Source organism: Microcystis aeruginosa NIES-4325, assembly GCF_008974145.1.
GTDB lineage: Bacteria > Cyanobacteriota > Cyanobacteriia > Cyanobacteriales > Microcystaceae > Microcystis > Microcystis aeruginosa_G.
This window is the reverse complement of record NZ_BJKP01000020.1, coordinates 57305-73151: the sequence shown is the minus strand read 5'-3', so window position 1 is coordinate 73151 and position 15847 is coordinate 57305. Positions and strand designations below refer to the sequence as shown.

Annotated in this window: 13 protein-coding genes and 1 tRNA gene; 5 read left to right on the top strand and 9 right to left on the bottom strand. The window is 44.9% G+C overall.

Translation table 11 applies throughout. The features are described 5' to 3' along the window. Positions 1 to 619 precede the first annotated feature (619 nt). Positions 620 to 1777, bottom strand: coding sequence for an 8-amino-7-oxononanoate synthase (gene bioF / locus MiAbW_RS12425; RefSeq protein WP_151696370.1), 1158 nt, complete (start codon positions 1775 to 1777; stop codon positions 620 to 622). A gap of 67 nt (positions 1778 to 1844) precedes the next feature. Continuing rightward, positions 1845 to 2204, bottom strand: a complete 360-nt coding sequence (locus tag MiAbW_RS12420) for a DUF6464 family protein (RefSeq protein ID WP_149974928.1) — start codon at positions 2202 to 2204, stop codon at positions 1845 to 1847. A 211-nt stretch (positions 2205 to 2415) separates the two neighbouring features. Here MiAbW_RS12420 and MiAbW_RS12415 point away from each other — a divergent pair, with 211 nt between their 5' ends. After that, a complete protein-coding gene (locus MiAbW_RS12415; protein ID WP_151696369.1) occupies positions 2416 to 2964 on the top strand; it encodes an RDD family protein in 549 nt (182 codons plus the stop codon). 111 nt (positions 2965 to 3075) lie between these two features. On the opposite strand, the gene MiAbW_RS12410 is transcribed toward MiAbW_RS12415, so the two are convergent. Together MiAbW_RS12410 and MiAbW_RS12405 are read right to left on the bottom strand one after the other, a co-directional pair. Continuing rightward, positions 3076 to 3149, bottom strand: a tRNA-Arg gene (locus MiAbW_RS12410). A gap of 162 nt (positions 3150 to 3311) precedes the next feature. Further along, positions 3312 to 3503, bottom strand: coding sequence for a hypothetical protein (locus MiAbW_RS12405; RefSeq protein ID WP_039899592.1), 192 nt, complete (start codon positions 3501 to 3503; stop codon positions 3312 to 3314). Positions 3504 to 3709: 206 nt separating this feature from the next. Between MiAbW_RS12405 and MiAbW_RS12400 the strand changes: the two genes are divergently transcribed. Next, positions 3710 to 6235, top strand: coding sequence for a mannose-1-phosphate guanyltransferase (locus MiAbW_RS12400; RefSeq protein ID WP_151696368.1), 2526 nt, complete (start codon positions 3710 to 3712; stop codon positions 6233 to 6235). A 78-nt stretch (positions 6236 to 6313) separates the two neighbouring features. On the opposite strand, the gene MiAbW_RS12395 is transcribed toward MiAbW_RS12400, so the two are convergent. Next, positions 6314 to 7696 (bottom strand): flavin monoamine oxidase family protein, encoded by a 1383-nt coding sequence (locus MiAbW_RS12395; protein ID WP_151696367.1) that lies wholly within the window; start codon positions 7694 to 7696, stop codon positions 6314 to 6316. 109 nt (positions 7697 to 7805) lie between these two features. On the opposite strand from MiAbW_RS12395, the gene MiAbW_RS12390 reads away from it, so the two are divergent. Next, entirely contained in the window at positions 7806 to 8654 is an 849-nt protein-coding gene (locus MiAbW_RS12390; protein WP_151696366.1) for a M28 family metallopeptidase, read from the top strand. 510 nt (positions 8655 to 9164) lie between these two features. Here MiAbW_RS12390 and MiAbW_RS12385 read toward each other — a convergent pair. The 4 genes from MiAbW_RS12385 to MiAbW_RS12370 all read right to left on the bottom strand — a co-directional run bounded on the left by MiAbW_RS12385 (position 9165) and on the right by MiAbW_RS12370 (position 11313). After that, on the bottom strand, positions 9165 to 9581 hold the full coding sequence (locus MiAbW_RS12385; RefSeq protein WP_151696365.1) for a putative toxin-antitoxin system toxin component, PIN family: 417 nt from the start codon (positions 9579 to 9581) through the stop codon (positions 9165 to 9167). After that, the gene (locus tag MiAbW_RS12380) at positions 9571 to 9807 is read right to left on the bottom strand and encodes a hypothetical protein (RefSeq protein ID WP_151696364.1); all 237 of its coding nucleotides are present in this window, start codon (positions 9805 to 9807) and stop codon (positions 9571 to 9573) included. The genes MiAbW_RS12385 and MiAbW_RS12380 overlap by 11 nt, the downstream gene beginning before the upstream one ends. Before the next feature lie 518 nt (positions 9808 to 10325). Next, a complete protein-coding gene (locus MiAbW_RS12375; RefSeq protein ID WP_151696363.1) occupies positions 10326 to 11018 on the bottom strand; it encodes a helix-turn-helix domain-containing protein in 693 nt (230 codons plus the stop codon). Positions 11019 to 11031: 13 nt separating this feature from the next. Beyond that, complete coding sequence (locus MiAbW_RS12370; protein WP_002765183.1) at positions 11032 to 11313, bottom strand: ParB N-terminal domain-containing protein; 282 nt, start codon at positions 11311 to 11313, stop codon at positions 11032 to 11034. 115 nt (positions 11314 to 11428) lie between these two features. Here MiAbW_RS12370 and MiAbW_RS12365 point away from each other — a divergent pair, with 115 nt between their 5' ends. After that, a complete protein-coding gene (locus tag MiAbW_RS12365; protein ID WP_151696362.1) occupies positions 11429 to 13192 on the top strand; it encodes an SWIM zinc finger family protein in 1764 nt (587 codons plus the stop codon). Positions 13193 to 13365: 173 nt separating this feature from the next. Next, a complete protein-coding gene (gene argZ / locus MiAbW_RS12360; protein WP_151696361.1) occupies positions 13366 to 15477 on the top strand; it encodes a bifunctional arginine dihydrolase/ornithine cyclodeaminase in 2112 nt (703 codons plus the stop codon). The last annotated feature ends 370 nt before the right edge of the window (positions 15478 to 15847 follow it).

The following is a 15847-nucleotide window of genomic DNA, read 5'->3' as shown; positions in this document are numbered from 1 at the left end:
TTAAAATAGTCTATAGTTACTTGCGCCATAAAAGCCCTTTTCTTAAAACCTGTCAGCTTTTTTGCCGCATCTTTCAAGCTTGATTTGATTTTTTCAGTCAGTTCAGTTACCATAGTTGAGAGTGGGAATCAAGAGCCTTGGTTGGTTTTGACCGACTTGTCACCCCAAAGGGCTGATGCCCTCTGGTATGGCTTACGTCCTTCTACGGAGTGTGTTTACCGTGACCTCAAATCCGACGGCTGGCAATGGCAAAACACAAAGTCTGCTTGACCCACAGCGCGCTGAACGCCTTTGGTTAGCTATGTAGCCACTCTCTGGATGGTTATGCTGGGTGGAGAAGCCGAAAATCAATTTCCTGAACCCAATTTGGCGCCACTTCCCCCCCAACACACTGTCTTTGGAAAAACTCTCCACCTCAAACCCTGACGTCAGATTTCTTGTTTTCTTCTGGGTTCTATTACTCTAGTTGCTGATTTACTGAAAGGTTTATCGATTCACCTTCATCGTTGGAGTTCTTTCCCTCCCACCCCCGTTGATGCTTTTTACTACTCCCCTTTCTCTTAGTTGTAAAATACCTACACCTGTCAGACTTCCCCACTTCCCACGAAAAACTTTTTCCCTATGTGGAGAAAGATTCGCCAATAGACTGGACAAGAACCTCTAGATGGGCGAGGCTATGGGTGGCCATAGCAGTAAACCGCAGACGACTGGTGGGAACGGTAGGAGGACGAATTGCGGGGGCAAAAATCCCTTTTTCTAGCAGTTTTTGCGATAATTCTAGGGCTTGACCCGGATTGGCTACCGGCAAACATAAAATCGCCGATTCCGAAGGCAATATATTAAAATTATTTAATTTACTCTTGACAAAATTAATATTTTGGTGTAAGTGTTGGCGACGTTCTGGTTCCAGACGAATAATCTCTAAAGCCATTCTAGCGGCGGCGGTGTCGGCGGGGGATAAACCGGTAGTATAAATCCAGGTGGCGGCGCGATTGCGGATAAAATCGATAATCTTGGCGTTTCCGGTCACATAACCCCCTAAACTGCCCAATGCTTTACTCAGGGTCCCCATCTGAATTAATTCCCGTCCCTGACAACCGCAATATTCCAAGCAACCTGTGCCATTTTCCCCCATAACTCCGGTAGCGTGGGCCTCATCCACCAAAACCATACAATTATAAATCTCGGCTAGAGTGAGAATTCCCGCCAGGGGACAGATATCCCCATCCATACTAAACACTGTATCAGTGAGCAGTAAACAATGACGATAGTGATGACGGTGGGCTAATAACTGATTTTCTAAATCTTCGAGACTATTGTGCCGGTATTCTTGCACCGTGGCACCGCTTAACTTGGCTCCATTTTTGAGGCTAGAGTGATTGTATTGATCGCCTAAAATCAGGTCTTTCTGCCCCACTAAACAGGTAATTGTCCCCAAATTGGCTAAATATCCCGAACTAAAAACGATCGCATCTTCGCTATTTTTAAATGATGCGATCGCTAATTCTAAGTCTCGATGAAGATCTCGGTGTCCACTCAATAGACGCGAGCCGGTGCTTCCGGTTCCATAGCGTTGTGTTGCTGCCATCGCTGCCGCGATCATTCTTTCATCGGCTGCTAATCCCAGATAATCATTACTGGCAAAATTGATCAGCGATCGACCCTCTAATTCTATAACGGCTCCGCCCCGGCCTTGAATGGTTTTAACCCTTCGATACCAATTCGCACGATGGAGGGTTTTTAAGCTATCCTCGATCCAAGAGTAAGGATGATTCATGGGCGATTGATCAATACAGCGGTTAGCTAGGTAAAAATAGTCAGATTGTTGCCGAAAAAAGGCTCTTTTAAGGGTTAATAGTTTCGTAAAAACGACAATCTTGACAGGGACCGGAAGGGTTAATCGCACAGCGTAACAGTTCGGATCTGGCGTTAAAACGACAACTAGCATCCCCCATCACCCAACGTCCTTCAATCAAACTTTTTTCGTTAGGAGTGGGAGCAGTTTGTACATAAAGGGAAATTTTGCGTAAATAATAGCCACCAATCTTGTATTGATACTGGTGGTGACGTTCCAAAACCGCGTAGGTTTGTCCTTTCAAGGCCAAATAATTACCCGGTTGTGGCATCCAATCCAATTGTATCTCTCCCAAACTTTGCCGCGGATGGGTCAGAATAACCTCCGTTAGTAATGAATCTTGCTCCATGATTATCCCTGTATTCTGGGCTACCTTTGCTCAATGGTAGCTTAGATCTCCGGGTCGATTAATAATTATATCTTTCGTTAGGTGAGCGGACTCCGAGACGGAAGACTCCGAGACAGGGGGAGAAAAAAGACAAGGGATAACTATCCTAGAATTGCCAATTTCCCGATTAGAGTAGAAGATAAACAGCAGGATTTTTCCCAGAATTGACTTTATGGTTTACCCCATCCCGCCTGAAGATAATCTACCGCAAAAATTTCCGAAAATTCCCTTAGATCGTCGGGCCTATGCTTTCCTGATCGACTTTGCCTCGATCTGGTTTTTAAGCTCCTTTGTCAATAGTGCGCCTGTACTGCAATTTTTCCTTTTTCTCCTGATCTGGTGGTGTTTGCGGGTGTTATTGGTAGCGCAGAATCAGGGTCAGAGTTTAGGCCGTTGGTCCTTGGATATGAAGGTCATCGATCTACGACTTCAGCGTTTACCCGGAATTTGGGAGTTAAGCAAAAGAGAAGCGATCGCTGGTGGGGGGGCAGCTTTAATGATGGTAGGGTTAAATACTTTTTTTGGCAATCCTTTAAGTTTGATTTTATTATCTTCGCCCCTTTTCGCCGACTGTGGTATGGCGATCGGTGATGAGCAATTGAACCGCGCTTTCCACGATCGCATCGGTGGCACGATTGTTATTCCCACCCGTCGCGGTTTTTCTCTCGATCTACGTTTAAGAAGGCTTTGGTATCAAGTTAAGGGCAGAATGAGAAGATAAATACCAGTGATCAGTGATCACTGATCAGATTTAAGTTTTAAGTGAGCAGTATTAAATAGCAGTTTCCCAGTATCTTTTCACTGTTTACTGTTTACTGTTCACTGAAAAAGGCAGGATCGGCCGGGATCGAACCGGCGGCCTAGTGCTTAGGAGGCACTCGCTCTATCCAACTGAGCTACGACCCCTTTTTTCCCTAACCATAATAAGCCATCCACAGCTAAATTGCCGATTGCCATGGATTATTTAAGGGTTTTTTGGGGTGGGTAATCTCGACTAATCCGGCAGAAAACGCCTCGATACCCACCCCTTTTCTGTTTTATGGCTGGGATTTTGGCAGTATGTTAATTTTATTTGCCCTTGAGGGCTTTTTGAAAATTCTTGCGGTAGGCAGGATTAACAGCTAACAGAAGCGGCCAGAACAGGGTTAGAGCTAAACGATTGGGTAAACTGGAACTAAAATTAGTGCTTCTGTATCCATTCCAGAATTTCCAACCACCGACACCGTAAACAATTATTAAGAGAAAAACAACCAGTCTCATGCCATCTCATCCTTAGATTTAGACAGTTCACATCTCCTATTTTAAGCTTGGGTTTTGCCAGCTTGGGAAAAGAAAATATTGTCCTGAATCGGGGGGACGGTGTTAGAATGCCGGTTAGGGACTAGCTCGATCAAGATAGGGAAACTAAAGCCAGAATTTGAAAAAAATATTTAAAAACGGCGAAAAGATAGCCTTGGGAGGAAATTATGCGAGCGGTATTAATGGCAGGTGGTTCGGGGACAAGATTACGTCCGCTTACTTGTGATCTTCCCAAACCGATGGTTCCGATTCTCAACCGTCCGATCGCCGAACATATTATTAATTTACTACGAAAGCATGACATTACTGAAATTATCACCACCCTGCACTATCTCCCCGATGTCATGCGCGACTACTTTCAAGACGGCAGCGACTTTGGGGTAAAAATCACCTACGCTGTCGAGGAGGATCAACCCCTAGGCACCGCAGGATGTGTGAAAAATATTGCCGAATGGTTAGATGATACCTTTCTGGTGATTAGTGGCGATAGTATCACCGATTTTGACCTGCAAAAAGCGATCGCATTCCATAAAAGCAAAAACTCGAAAGCAACCCTCGTCCTGACGCGGGTTGCCAATCCGATCGAGTTTGGGGTAGTGATTACCGACAAAGAAGGCAGAATTCGCCGTTTTATCGAAAAACCATCCACCAGCGAGATTTTTTCCGATACCGTCAACACCGGAACCTATATCCTCGAACCAGAAGTCCTCGATTATCTCCCCTACAAAGAAGAAGCCGACTTTTCTAAAGATTTGTTTCCGCTGCTGCTGCAAAGGGGCGAACCTATGTATGGTTATGTGGCCGATGGTTATTGGTGCGATGTCGGTCATCTGGAGGCCTACCGAGAAGCGCAATACGACGCTTTATCCGGCAAAGTTAACCTAGAATTTCCCTATCGAGAAACATCTCCTGGGGTGTGGGTCGGTACTAATACTTATATCGATCCTAGCGCCCAGATCGAGGCACCAGCCATGATCGGCAATCATTGCCGCATTGGTGCAAATGTTCTGATCGAGAGGGGTTCGGTTATCGGCGATAATGTCACCATCGGCGCTGGTTCCGATCTGAAACGTCCCATCCTCTGGAATGGTGTGGTGATCGGGGATGAGGTCAATTTAGCCGCTTGTACGATCGCTAGAGGAACCAGAATCGATCGGCGGGCCCAAGTACACGAAGGTGCGGTGATCGGACAATTATCGATCGTCGGGGAAGAAGCGCAGATCAATTCCGGAGTAAGAGTCTGGCCGAGTAAACAGATCGAATCGGGAGCCATCCTCAATATTAACCTGATTTGGGGAAATACTGCCCATAAAAACCTCTTTGGTCAGCGAGGAGTATCGGGCCTCGCTAACATCGATATCACGCCCGAATTCGCCGTTAAATTGGGGGCATCCTACGGTTCCATCCTCAAACCGGGGTCAACGGTAATCGTCTCCCGGGATCAACGTAGTGTCTCGCGCATGGTCAGTCGATCGCTGATTGCCGGTTTAATGTCCGTGGGAGTTAATATCCAAAACCTACAAGCGAATGCTTTACCGATTTCGCGGACTTTAGTGGCTAAATTAAACGTAGTCGGTGGCATTCACGTCCGTATTCACCCCGATCGCCCGGATTTTCTCTTAATCGAGTTTTTAGACGAAAAAGGGATTAATGTTTCCAAAGCGAGGGAAAAGAAAATCGAAGGGGCCTATTTCAAAGAAGATCTGCGACGGGTGGGAATGCAGGACATCGGCAGTATGTCCTATCCGGCTGATATTCTCGATAATTACCGCAAAACCTTTGAAACTCAGCTAAATGTGGAGGCTATTCGCAATAGTAGTTCCAAAATCGTCATTGACTACGCCTACGGAGTCTCAGGGGCAATTTTACCAGAATTACTGGCTAAATTTGGCTGTGATGCCGTGGTTCTCAATGCCAGTTTACGTCAGAATGCCCTTTCCATGCAGGAAAGAGAGTTACTAATCCATCAATTGGGCCATGTGGTGGAGGCCCTGAAAGCGAACTTAGGCGTACAAGTTTCGGCCAACGGGGAACAATTAGTCCTCGTCGATGAGAGTGGTTTATCGATTCGCGGGGAACAATTAACTGCTCTAATGGTGAATACAATTCTGACCGCCCATCCGCGCGGTACAGTGGTAGTGCCGGTTCATGCTTCTAGTGCCGTGGAACAGATCGCGCGTCGTCACGATGGCCGGGTGGTGCGGACAAAAGCCAGTCCTAGCGCTTTAATGGAAGGATGTCAAACCAATCCTAATGTGGTTTTAGGAGGCTCTGGGCAAACTGGCTTTATTTTTCCGCAATTACATCCCGGTTTCGATGCCATGTTCAGCGTGGCGAAACTTTTGGAGATGTTAACCATTCAGGAACGTTCTCTAGCTCAGGTGCGGGCCGAGTTACCGCGCATTTACAATAAGAATACGGCGGTGCGTTGTCCTTGGAAAGTCAAGGGATCCTTGATGCGCTATCTGGTGGAGACTCACGCTACCGATAATCTAGAGTTAATCGATGGGGTGAAGGTGATTAATCCCCTTAATGATGACTGGGTATTAATTTTACCCGATGCCGGAGAACCTTTAGTGCATATCTATGCTAACAGTGAGCAGCGGGAATGGGTCGATCGGACAATTAAAGAATATCGTCATCGTGTCCAATATTTCGTCGAACATTACCAGGGCGAAATAGTGATGATTTAGGATTTTTTCCCCTATTAGCCCCGAAACTTGACTATGATGACTTTTTTGACCTAAAATTTGTCATAGCCCTGTAGATGCTCATTTTTCCCGTAAAAGCAAGGCGATTCGATCGGCCGCCGCCTCACCGGTGCGGATCGCTCCCTCAAAAAATCCCGGCCAGCGATCGGCCATTTCTGTTCCCGCCCAGTGAATCGGTCCGACGGGAGTAAAAAGAGCCTCGCCGAAACTTGTCCAGACTCCGGGGGGCATAAAAGCGGAATATGCGCCACCAGTCCAAGGATCCCCAGGCCAATCCACCTCATCGTAACTGATCGGCAAAAGGGCTTCTTGACCGAAATAAATAGCTAAATCCGAGAGGACGGCGGCACGGCGCGCGAGGCCACTCATGGAGCGCCAACGGTTATAGCGATCGCCAACCACAAAGGTGGCCATTACCCCGACGCCGGTTTCGGGATCGGAACTATCAGCACAGAGTTCCAACCATTGACAATTCCCTTGAGCGAGTCCCGCTAGTCCCTGTTTTCGCCAGAAAGGTTGCTCATAGGAAATCAGGACTTTAGCGCAGCATCCCATCGGTACTCGTTGGGTTAGTTGTTGTCGCTGGGGTGGCAGCGGGGGATGATAAATAATGCGGCCGGCAAGATGGGGCGGCATGGCAATGATGGCAAATTTGGCCGTAAAAGTGTTCTGGGTGGTTTCTATGGTGACACCGGCCGAGTCATAATTAAGGCGAACAACCGGTTCCCCCAGTCGAATTCGCTCTCCTAACTCCGCCGCGATCTTGTCGGGAATTTGTCCGGCTCCGCCATGGATCAGTTCGGCTTCTGGATGTTCAGCTTGAGGGGCGCAATTTTGTCCCCAAAGAACGTGCAGCAGTGAGACTTGCTGGGGTTCGGCTGGCCCGAGAAAACCGACTGCACGCACCATATAAGCGAAATACCATTGACCAAAATCTGTGCTGGTGTTTTCTTCAATCCACTGAGCAAAAGTTTTACTGTCTAGTTTTTTGGTGTGATCGTTGCTTTGGGGATAACCGGAAGGTAGGGTTTTGGCTAGTTCTTGAAAACGCGCCCATGCTGACATCGCATCTTGCCATTCTGCCGGGCCGATATCGGGTACTTCTCCCTCGTGGAAACCTTGAAAAAAACCGTTGAATTCATAGCGTTTGTTGTTAAAGACTAGGACGGTTTTTCCCTGATTGGGAGAGGGAAAACGACGTATTTTATACTCATCGAGGAGGGCTAAAAAACGCTCTTGGGTTAATCCCACCCACTGACCACCTCGATCGATCCACTGTCCCGAGGGGAGATATTGTCCAGACATTCTACCACCGTAGCGATTTCGCGCTTCGATCACCAGAACTTGATGACCTCGCCTCTGGAGATTCCGCGCGGCGATTAATCCCGCTAATCCCGCCCCGATCACGATACACTCATAGCTAGTCAACTGGAGATTTGCCATGATTTTAGCTCCACAGAATATTTTATAATTAACAATTGTTATTTTCCCCGATTTTTGCATCAGTTTCTCTATCCATTGGCTCTTTTAATTAAATTATCTGCTACCATCAATGTCTGATCTTCTTAGCGATCGCTTAAGCCAACACCTAGAACAAATTGTCCGAGAAAGAAACCCTTTTTTCTCTAGTCAAGGACATTTTTATGTGCGAGAATACCTGCGGCAAGAGTTAGACAATTGGGGAAAGGTTGAATCACATTTTTTCCCTTTTCAGGGAAAAGTTTACGAAAATTTCATCTTGGATTTGCCTAACAACAGTCAAAAACCTCCGATTTTAATTGGCGCTCATTATGACACGGTGCTGGGGTCGCCGGGGGCTGACGATAACGCCACGGGATTAGCGGTATTATTAGAATTAGCCAGGTTTTTTGGGCAGAATCAGGCTAATTATCCAATTCGTTTAATTGCCTTCGATCTAGAAGAATACGGATTACTGGGAAGCATTGCCTATGCGGAAAAATTAAAACAAACTAAGCAGGATTTAAGGTTAATGTTATCCCTAGAAATGCTCGGTTACTGTGATAAAAATCCCCATTCCCCAAAATATCCGGCTTTTCTAAAACATTTTTTCCCCAATACTGGAGACTTTATCGCTTTGATTGGCAATCTCAAAACCCGCAAGGATTTAAATTTTCTCAGTCAAGTCTTGCAAAAGAATCAAACTCCCTGCGAGTGCTTGCCTGTAATTTCTAGAGGTTATATCATCCCCGACACTCGACTCAGCGATCATTCTCCTTTTTGGGATTGCAATTATTCTGCAATTATGGTGACAGATACTGCTGATATGCGTAATCCCTATTATCATAGTTCTCAAGATACAATCGCTACTTTAGATTTAAATTTCCTAACAAGAGTCTGTCAAGGTCTTTGTCTTGGATTGCAATCTTTACCGATGAGATAAAAGTTAGCGTTAGCGTAACGCACCAATCCCAGTTAGAAACCCAACATTATTGACGACATTGGTGTGGTTGGGTTTCGCTCAAGCGTCACTAATATTTGACAGACAAGAGTTATTATGGCTCTTCTCGACCTTGTGTGATAATCTTTGCTTGTGGAATCGTGAAGTGCTTATCGGGCAAGACTTTTAGGACTATTTTGCGGAAGAAACTATCAGTATAGACCTCGTTTCCACACAGAAACCAGAAGAGCCTTATTATTGCTCAACCCAACCTACTGCTTAGGGACTTGCGCTTTGATAATGTACCTTTTGGGCGAACGCAGTTCGCCCCTACATTGTGGACAAAATCCGTTACTGTAGGGGCGCAAAGCTTGCGCCCTCCGATCGATTGGGATATTATTCCCACGCAAGTCCCTTAAGTCACTTGTCTTGGCAAAATTAAAGTCTATACCGTGTTTTTCCCTATCAATGTTGTTCTTTCGATCATCTCACTCAAACTGGATTTTTTGTACTTCACCGCCGAACAATTTTTAAAAATTCCCTTGGTGTAACGATCTCTGTTTTCTCATAGCGTTGCAGTATAAGCAAATCATTGTCACCAGTAATGAGATAGCGTGCTTCCCCACTGGTTGCCAGATTTAGGAATTTATTATCGTCTCGATCTCGGCAAATTTCAGTGTGGTAAGTAGGTCTAATCAGCAGCGAAATTTCCAAAATTCTTACTAGCAGTTGTCGGCGCTGCTCCAGTGTAATGTACCTCTCGAACTTTGGGAGAAGAAGTTTTGTGACCAACTCGCCTATGGTTGCGGGACTTTGCAGAATAATAAAGTTATTAATTGCGTATTCTACAGCCAAAGCTGGTGTTGTCGTACTGCTTAAGGCGAAGCTTATAAAGACGTTCGTATCGATAACTATTGGTTCACGATTCATCTACTAAAAGCTCTTCCAACTTCTCATCAGTCAATCCCTGATTCTTGGCATAAGCACGAATTTCATTCACCACTTCCATCAAGGCTTGGGTGGTTTCGTCCTGTTCGTTCCCCGTCATCTCATGATTCTCGATTGTGAAATCGACACACGCATGAGCGGACAAGCCCAACTGCTCGATCACTGTGGGGATCTCGCTAATTTTGACATTTCGGATCGTTGCTTTCATATTTTCAAAGTAGCACAAATACAAACTTAAAACAACCCTCTCATTACTTTTTGCTCGGTTTCCTTCTTAATCTTGAGTGTAGCGTGTAGTGTAGCGTGTAGGGTGCGCTCTTCGTTAGCGTAACGCACCAATCCCAGTTAGAAACCCAACATTATTGACGACATTAGTGTGGTTGGTTTTCGCTTAAGCGTCGCTAATAGTAGCATCCTAACATCGGCAACAGATAAACCTCCGTCAACCATCTGTAACCATTGCTGGCGAACAGAATTTCTTTGGACGATCAGTAATGTGGTCAAAACATTTATCATAGGGCGTTGACATATTTTTCCCTCCGAATCAGATATCATCTTAACCGTTCAGAGGGCGTTTATCAAGCCGCCATTAGTTTTGTAATGGGGATTTATGCCCCGCTCCAAAAACTTTTCGTCTTAAGGCGAGGTTTTAGACTCGATTTTTTCGATAAAAGCAGACCACGGGGGAACTTTTCACAGCACTAAAGCTCTGCAAGAATTATCACTTTAAGCGGTGATATTTTCTGTTTCTGCTGGTTGAATTTCTGGCATTTCTACTTTAATTAAACTCACTTTAGCACGATAAAGTAGTTTTTCCCCATGACGATAGCCCCGATAACGCACTAGAACTGGTGTACCGATTTCTGCTTGACCATCGATCAATTGATGGATTTGCGGATCATAACTAACATGATCACCGACACTGTCAATTGGTTGCACTCCCCAGCGCTCCAGTAACTGCATAATCGGTTTAACTAAGGAGAGGATTTTGACGGCTGCTAGGTCGGGATTTTTGCGGGCAACGGCCTCGGCCGTGGGCCATTGAACTAACCAAGATTCGAGCGCTTCGATGCTTTGACGTTGAAATTCTGCGGCTAATTCTTCTTTTTGCTGGTCTAATTGTTGCTGTAAATTTTGATACTCTTGTTCGAGAATTTTTAATTCCTCTGAACGATCCTCTGTCTTGATCGTCGGAATTTGAAAATGAACGAGAAGATCGCTAACTGGCAGCTGCAGTCCATTAGCTAATTTCACCAAAGATTCAGAAGATAATTTGGCGATTAAACCATGGCGAACTCTCTGCAATTGCCAAGAAGATAGACCCGATAACTGACTCAATTCTTCCAGATTTTGACAGCCAATTTCTGCCATTAACTGCTCTAATTTTTGCCGATGATATTTATATAAGGACTCATTCATGGGACTTCTCAGCTTAAGCGATATGTTTAGCTAAAACGGATTTAGGAGCGCGACGAACTCGACAGAGAATTGTTTCTTTACCGAGACGCTGATGAGCAGCAAAGCGATGGCAACCGGAAAAACCGTAGTAGTTACCATCCACCTCCAAAACATCGATCGGTTCTCGTAATCCCTCCTCAGCGATCGATTGCATCAACTGATTAACTTTTTCGGGATCGGTTTGTCGCGGTAAAGGACGACGAATTTGGGACAGAGGAATGTTTTTAATTTCCATAGTGTCTTCACTATAGCACATTTAGGCTAAACTGAAGATAAGTTGACTCGGTTGCTAATGCAGTAGTCCGCCTCGCGGACGGTAGTTTTCTTGACACAGACAAGATTTTATCACCCAATCCTCTCCTTTTCTGACTATGACTATTCCTCCTATCAATGAAAAAATTATCCGGCAAAATAGCACCAATGCTTCCTATCAGCGCGGTCAATATTATTACGACAGCGGTGCAGTTATTTCTCTTTGGCAACGGGGGCAAAATCTGCAAGCTTTAGTGAATGGTAGTGAGGTTAAACCCTATCGAGTTGCTATGGATTTTAACCAAGATAATCTTGAGAATGTCTCCTGTTCCTGTCCCTACGATTACGAGGGTTGGTGTAAGCATATTGTGGCGGTTTTTTTTAACTGTTTTCGTCAACCAGAATTAATTATCAAAAAAGCTTCTCTAGAGGAGTTATTGACACCGATCGATGAAAGTAAAATAAGAAAATTGCTTAATCACTTAGTGGCTAAACACCCAGAAATTATCGAGACAATTGATAAGTTTTTAGTGCCAGCTACCCCAGTTAATAAAGCGGCAGGGAAGATAACTATTAATGTCAAAGCTTATCGTAATACTGTCCGGAATGAACTGCGGCAATCCCTGCGAGCGATCGAAGAAGATTACTGCGAAGAAGATCCAATTTCTGATGAAATTTATGCCCTAGTGGATGAGGCCCAAGATTATTATCAAAAGGGAGAACTGGATAATGCGATCGCTATTTTAGAAGCAATTATTAGCGCCTGTATCGAGGAATGGGATGATTTAGAAAATTACGGTGCTGTCAATGATGATTTAAGTGATAGAATCGATCGAGTTCTAACGGCAGCAATTTTAAGCAAGGAATTTAATCCCCAAGAAAAGCAAGATTTAAGGGAAAAAATCGAGCAATGGCAGGATGAATGGAGTGCCGATTTTGAGATGAGTTTAGCAGCCTTACAACAGGGATGGGACGATCCAGTTTTAGAGAAGATTGTACGAGGAGAATCGGATAATTTTTCAGAAATGTGGTCAGGGAATATCCCCTATTATGCCCAAGTATTAACTTCTATTCGCTTAGAAATTTTCGAGCAACAGGAAAAAGATCAGGAGTATTTGAATCTAGCTTTCGCTTCAGGACAAGTGGTAGAATACCTAACTAAGTTAGTCTATCTTGATCGCATTGATGAAGCGATGGCAGCGGCAAAAAACATGATAACTAAGAACGATGAAGCTTTCTTTTTTGCCAAAGCTTTACGCGATGAATCCGCACCAGAATCCGCTCTCATAATTGCCAGGGGTGGTCTAAATTTTCCTGGTAATTATTATTATCAATTAGCTCTCTGGACAAGTGAACTAGCGCAATCTTTAGGGGATATAGATACAGCTTTGGCTGCTAGAATTAAGGCATTTCAAGACCAACCTTCCTTTTCCCATTACCAAAAAATTGAGTCTTTAGCTGGGGAAGATTTGCCCGATTTAAAACTAGACTTGTTAGATTACTTGCGCGAGTTTAGCGGTGGACGTTCCACAGAGGCTAAAATCGATATATTTCTCCACGAAAATTTAGTTAGAGATGCAATTAAAGTCGTTTCTGATAATTCCTATGTGCAGTCTCACCTAATTTGGCGGATAATGGATGCGGCTGCTACCGTGGATCCTAACTGGGTGATCGATCACGCGTGTCCTCCTGCGGAAAAGATACTTGACGAAAAAAAGGCTGATCGCTACGAAGAAGCGATTAAATGGCTGAAAAAAGCTCGTAATGCCTTTTATATGTCGGGAAGACGGGAAGAATGGCAAACTTATCGACAAAGTTTAATTAAGGAACACGGACGCAAATCGAAATTTATGGGGTTATTTAAACATCAGGATTTACAATGATTTAAGCTTCTAGCCGTCAGTTATCGGCTAAAACCGGGCTCTTTTTAGCTTGTAGAGCGGAAATTGTCCTAATCTTATGCCTAGTGATATTTTGTGGCAAAGTAGAGTATAATGGAAGATTGGTCTAAACTTATCTCCAGACTACTTATACTGAATATTCATTGTCAAAAAATATGACTGAAACTATTCGCTTTTTGATGTGTTCTCCCGATCATTACGATGTTGATTATGTGATTAATCCTTGGATGGAGGGCAACATTCACAAATCTTCCCAAGAAAAAGCTAGGCAACAATGGCAGCAGCTTTATCATATTCTCAAAGATCGGGCGCTCGTGGATTTAGTCACACCAGAAAAAGGCTGGCCCGACATGGTTTTTACCGCTAATGCAGGTTTAGTTCTGGAAAAAACTGTAGTTCTCAGTCGCTTTTTACACAAAGAAAGACAGGGAGAAGAACCCTATTTTAAACAGTGGTTTGAAGATAACGGTTTTACGGTTCACGAACTGCCCAAAGATTTACCCTTTGAAGGTGCAGGAGACGCACTATTAGATCGGGAAGGACGTTGGTTATGGGCAGGATATGGCTTCAGAACTGAGTTAGATTCCCACCCTTTAATCGCTAAATGGCTCGATATCGAGGTTTTATCCCTACGTTTAATCGATGAACGTTTCTATCACCTCGATACCTGTTTTTGTCCCCTTAGTGGCGGTTATCTACTCTACTATCCCGATGCTTTTGATGCCTATTCTAATCGATTAATTGAGTTAAAAATTCCCGAAGAAAAACGCATTATCGTTGAAGAATCCGATGCAGTCAACTTTGCTTGTAATGCTGTGAATATCGGTCAAGTAATCGTCATGAATAAAATTAGTGACGATTTACAATATAAGTTAGCGGCAAAAGGTTTTGAAGTGGTACAAACTACCCTGACGGAGTTCTTAAAAGCAGGAGGAGCCGCTAAATGTTTAACCCTGCGTACCACGGAACCCTTAATTCCAGACCATCACGCTAATGTCACCATTGAAAGTCGCATTCTCCAGTTAGAAGGTCATCTGCTTGACGCGGGAATTATGAATAAAGCTCTCGATGTTGTGGTAGGAAATGGGGGCAGCTTCAAGGTATTAAACTTCACCTTAGGGATTGAGCGCCAAAGTACCTCCTCGGCCGAAGTGCGGGTTTCTGCACCCTCTCACGAGGTAATGGAGGAGATCATGGTACAATTGATCGACCTCGGTGCAGCCGCTCGTCCTCAAGAAATCTGTGATGTCAATACCGCAGTGGTGGCACAAGATGGGGTCGCTCCCGATGATTTTTATGTCAGCACCATCTATCCCACGGAAGTGCGGGTTAGCTGTGAATGGGTGCGGGTGGAAAATCAACGCATGGATGCAGCCATCGTCGTCACTGAAAGTCCAGAAGGCAAAACGGCAAAATGTACTCTGCTGCGGGATTTAAAAGCTGGCGATCGCGTTATGGTGGGAGTTGAGGGCATCCGTACTATCCGACAGGCGGAATCCAGGGAACAACGCAACAGCACCCAGGAATTTACCTTTATGGGTGCGGGGGTTTCCAGCGAGCGCCGAGTCGAGTTAACCGTGGAGCAGATTGCCTGGGAAATGCGCCAAATTCGCGACCAGGGCGGTAAAGTGGTAGTAACAGCAGGTCCGGTGGTCATTCACACCGGAGGAGCGCAACATCTCTCCCGTTTAATCCGCGATGGTTACGTTCACGCTTTACTGGGGGGAAATGCGATCGCAGTTCACGATATGGAACAGGCGATCATGGGTACTTCTTTAGGGGTAGATATGCAGAAAGGCATCCCCGTGCGCGGGGGCCATCGTCACCACCTCAAGATTATCAACCTCATCCGTCGCCACGGCAACATCGCCAAAGCTGTATCGGCCGGGGTATTGACAAAAGGCGTAATGTATGAATGCGTCAAGAATAATGTCCCCTTCAGTTTGGCCGGTTCAATTCGCGATGATGGTCCGCTTCCGGATACGGAGATGGATTTAATTAAAGCACAGGAAGAATATTGCCGCTTAATTCAGGGTGCAGACATGATTCTCATGCTCTCTAGTATGCTCCATTCCATCGGTGTGGGCAATATGACACCGGCGGGGGTAAAAATGGTCTGTGTTGATATTAACCCGGCCGTGGTGACAAAATTAAGCGATCGAGGTTCCGTAGAATCCGTCGGTATCGTCACCGATGTGGGTTTATTCCTGAGTCTGTTAACCCAACAGTTGGATAAGTTAACCCGTCCCTTGGTAGAAACGGTTTAAAACCGCAAATAGATATCGGGTGGGTTACGCTTTGCTAACTCACCTATTTTTATCGATATTTTTAACCAATTATCAGAGAAAATTTGCCTACTAGAGTCGCTCTAGCTTGCTTTCTTTTTGTATAATAGTAAATCTGGTTATTAAGTTTGATCGCCCCTTAGTACTAGGTTTGATTCATAGTAGGGTTGATTCATGAATCAACCCTACCCTTAGTCCCCCCTTGATAAGGGTGGTGTCTGATAATTTTTAACGCCTACCTACTTAAAGACTGATTATTTATTCCCCCTTTTGCATGAGTGCATGAGCAGAAAACGGGTTTCTCCGAGAAACCCGTTTTCTGTGCGTTACTCAACGGATTTAGTATAATAAG

Bases quoted from the DNA above. Each gene is read 5' to 3' on its own strand.
- bioF (WP_151696370.1), bottom strand. From the start codon at position 1,777: ATGAATCATCCTTACTCTTGGATCGAGGATAGCTTAAAAACCCTCCAT.
- MiAbW_RS12420 (WP_149974928.1), bottom strand. From the start codon at position 2,204: ATGGAGCAAGATTCATTACTAACGGAGGTTATTCTGACCCATCCGCGG.
- MiAbW_RS12415 (WP_151696369.1), top strand. From the start codon at position 2,416: ATGGTTTACCCCATCCCGCCTGAAGATAATCTACCGCAAAAATTTCCG.
- MiAbW_RS12405 (WP_039899592.1), bottom strand. From the start codon at position 3,503: ATGAGACTGGTTGTTTTTCTCTTAATAATTGTTTACGGTGTCGGTGGT.
- MiAbW_RS12400 (WP_151696368.1), top strand. From the start codon at position 3,710: ATGCGAGCGGTATTAATGGCAGGTGGTTCGGGGACAAGATTACGTCCG.
- MiAbW_RS12395 (WP_151696367.1), bottom strand. From the start codon at position 7,696: ATGGCAAATCTCCAGTTGACTAGCTATGAGTGTATCGTGATCGGGGCG.
- MiAbW_RS12390 (WP_151696366.1), top strand. From the start codon at position 7,806: ATGTCTGATCTTCTTAGCGATCGCTTAAGCCAACACCTAGAACAAATT.
- MiAbW_RS12385 (WP_151696365.1), bottom strand. From the start codon at position 9,581: ATGAATCGTGAACCAATAGTTATCGATACGAACGTCTTTATAAGCTTC.
- MiAbW_RS12380 (WP_151696364.1), bottom strand. From the start codon at position 9,807: ATGAAAGCAACGATCCGAAATGTCAAAATTAGCGAGATCCCCACAGTG.
- MiAbW_RS12375 (WP_151696363.1), bottom strand. From the start codon at position 11,018: ATGAATGAGTCCTTATATAAATATCATCGGCAAAAATTAGAGCAGTTA.
- MiAbW_RS12370 (WP_002765183.1), bottom strand. From the start codon at position 11,313: ATGTGCTATAGTGAAGACACTATGGAAATTAAAAACATTCCTCTGTCC.
- MiAbW_RS12365 (WP_151696362.1), top strand. From the start codon at position 11,429: ATGACTATTCCTCCTATCAATGAAAAAATTATCCGGCAAAATAGCACC.
- argZ (WP_151696361.1), top strand. From the start codon at position 13,366: ATGACTGAAACTATTCGCTTTTTGATGTGTTCTCCCGATCATTACGAT.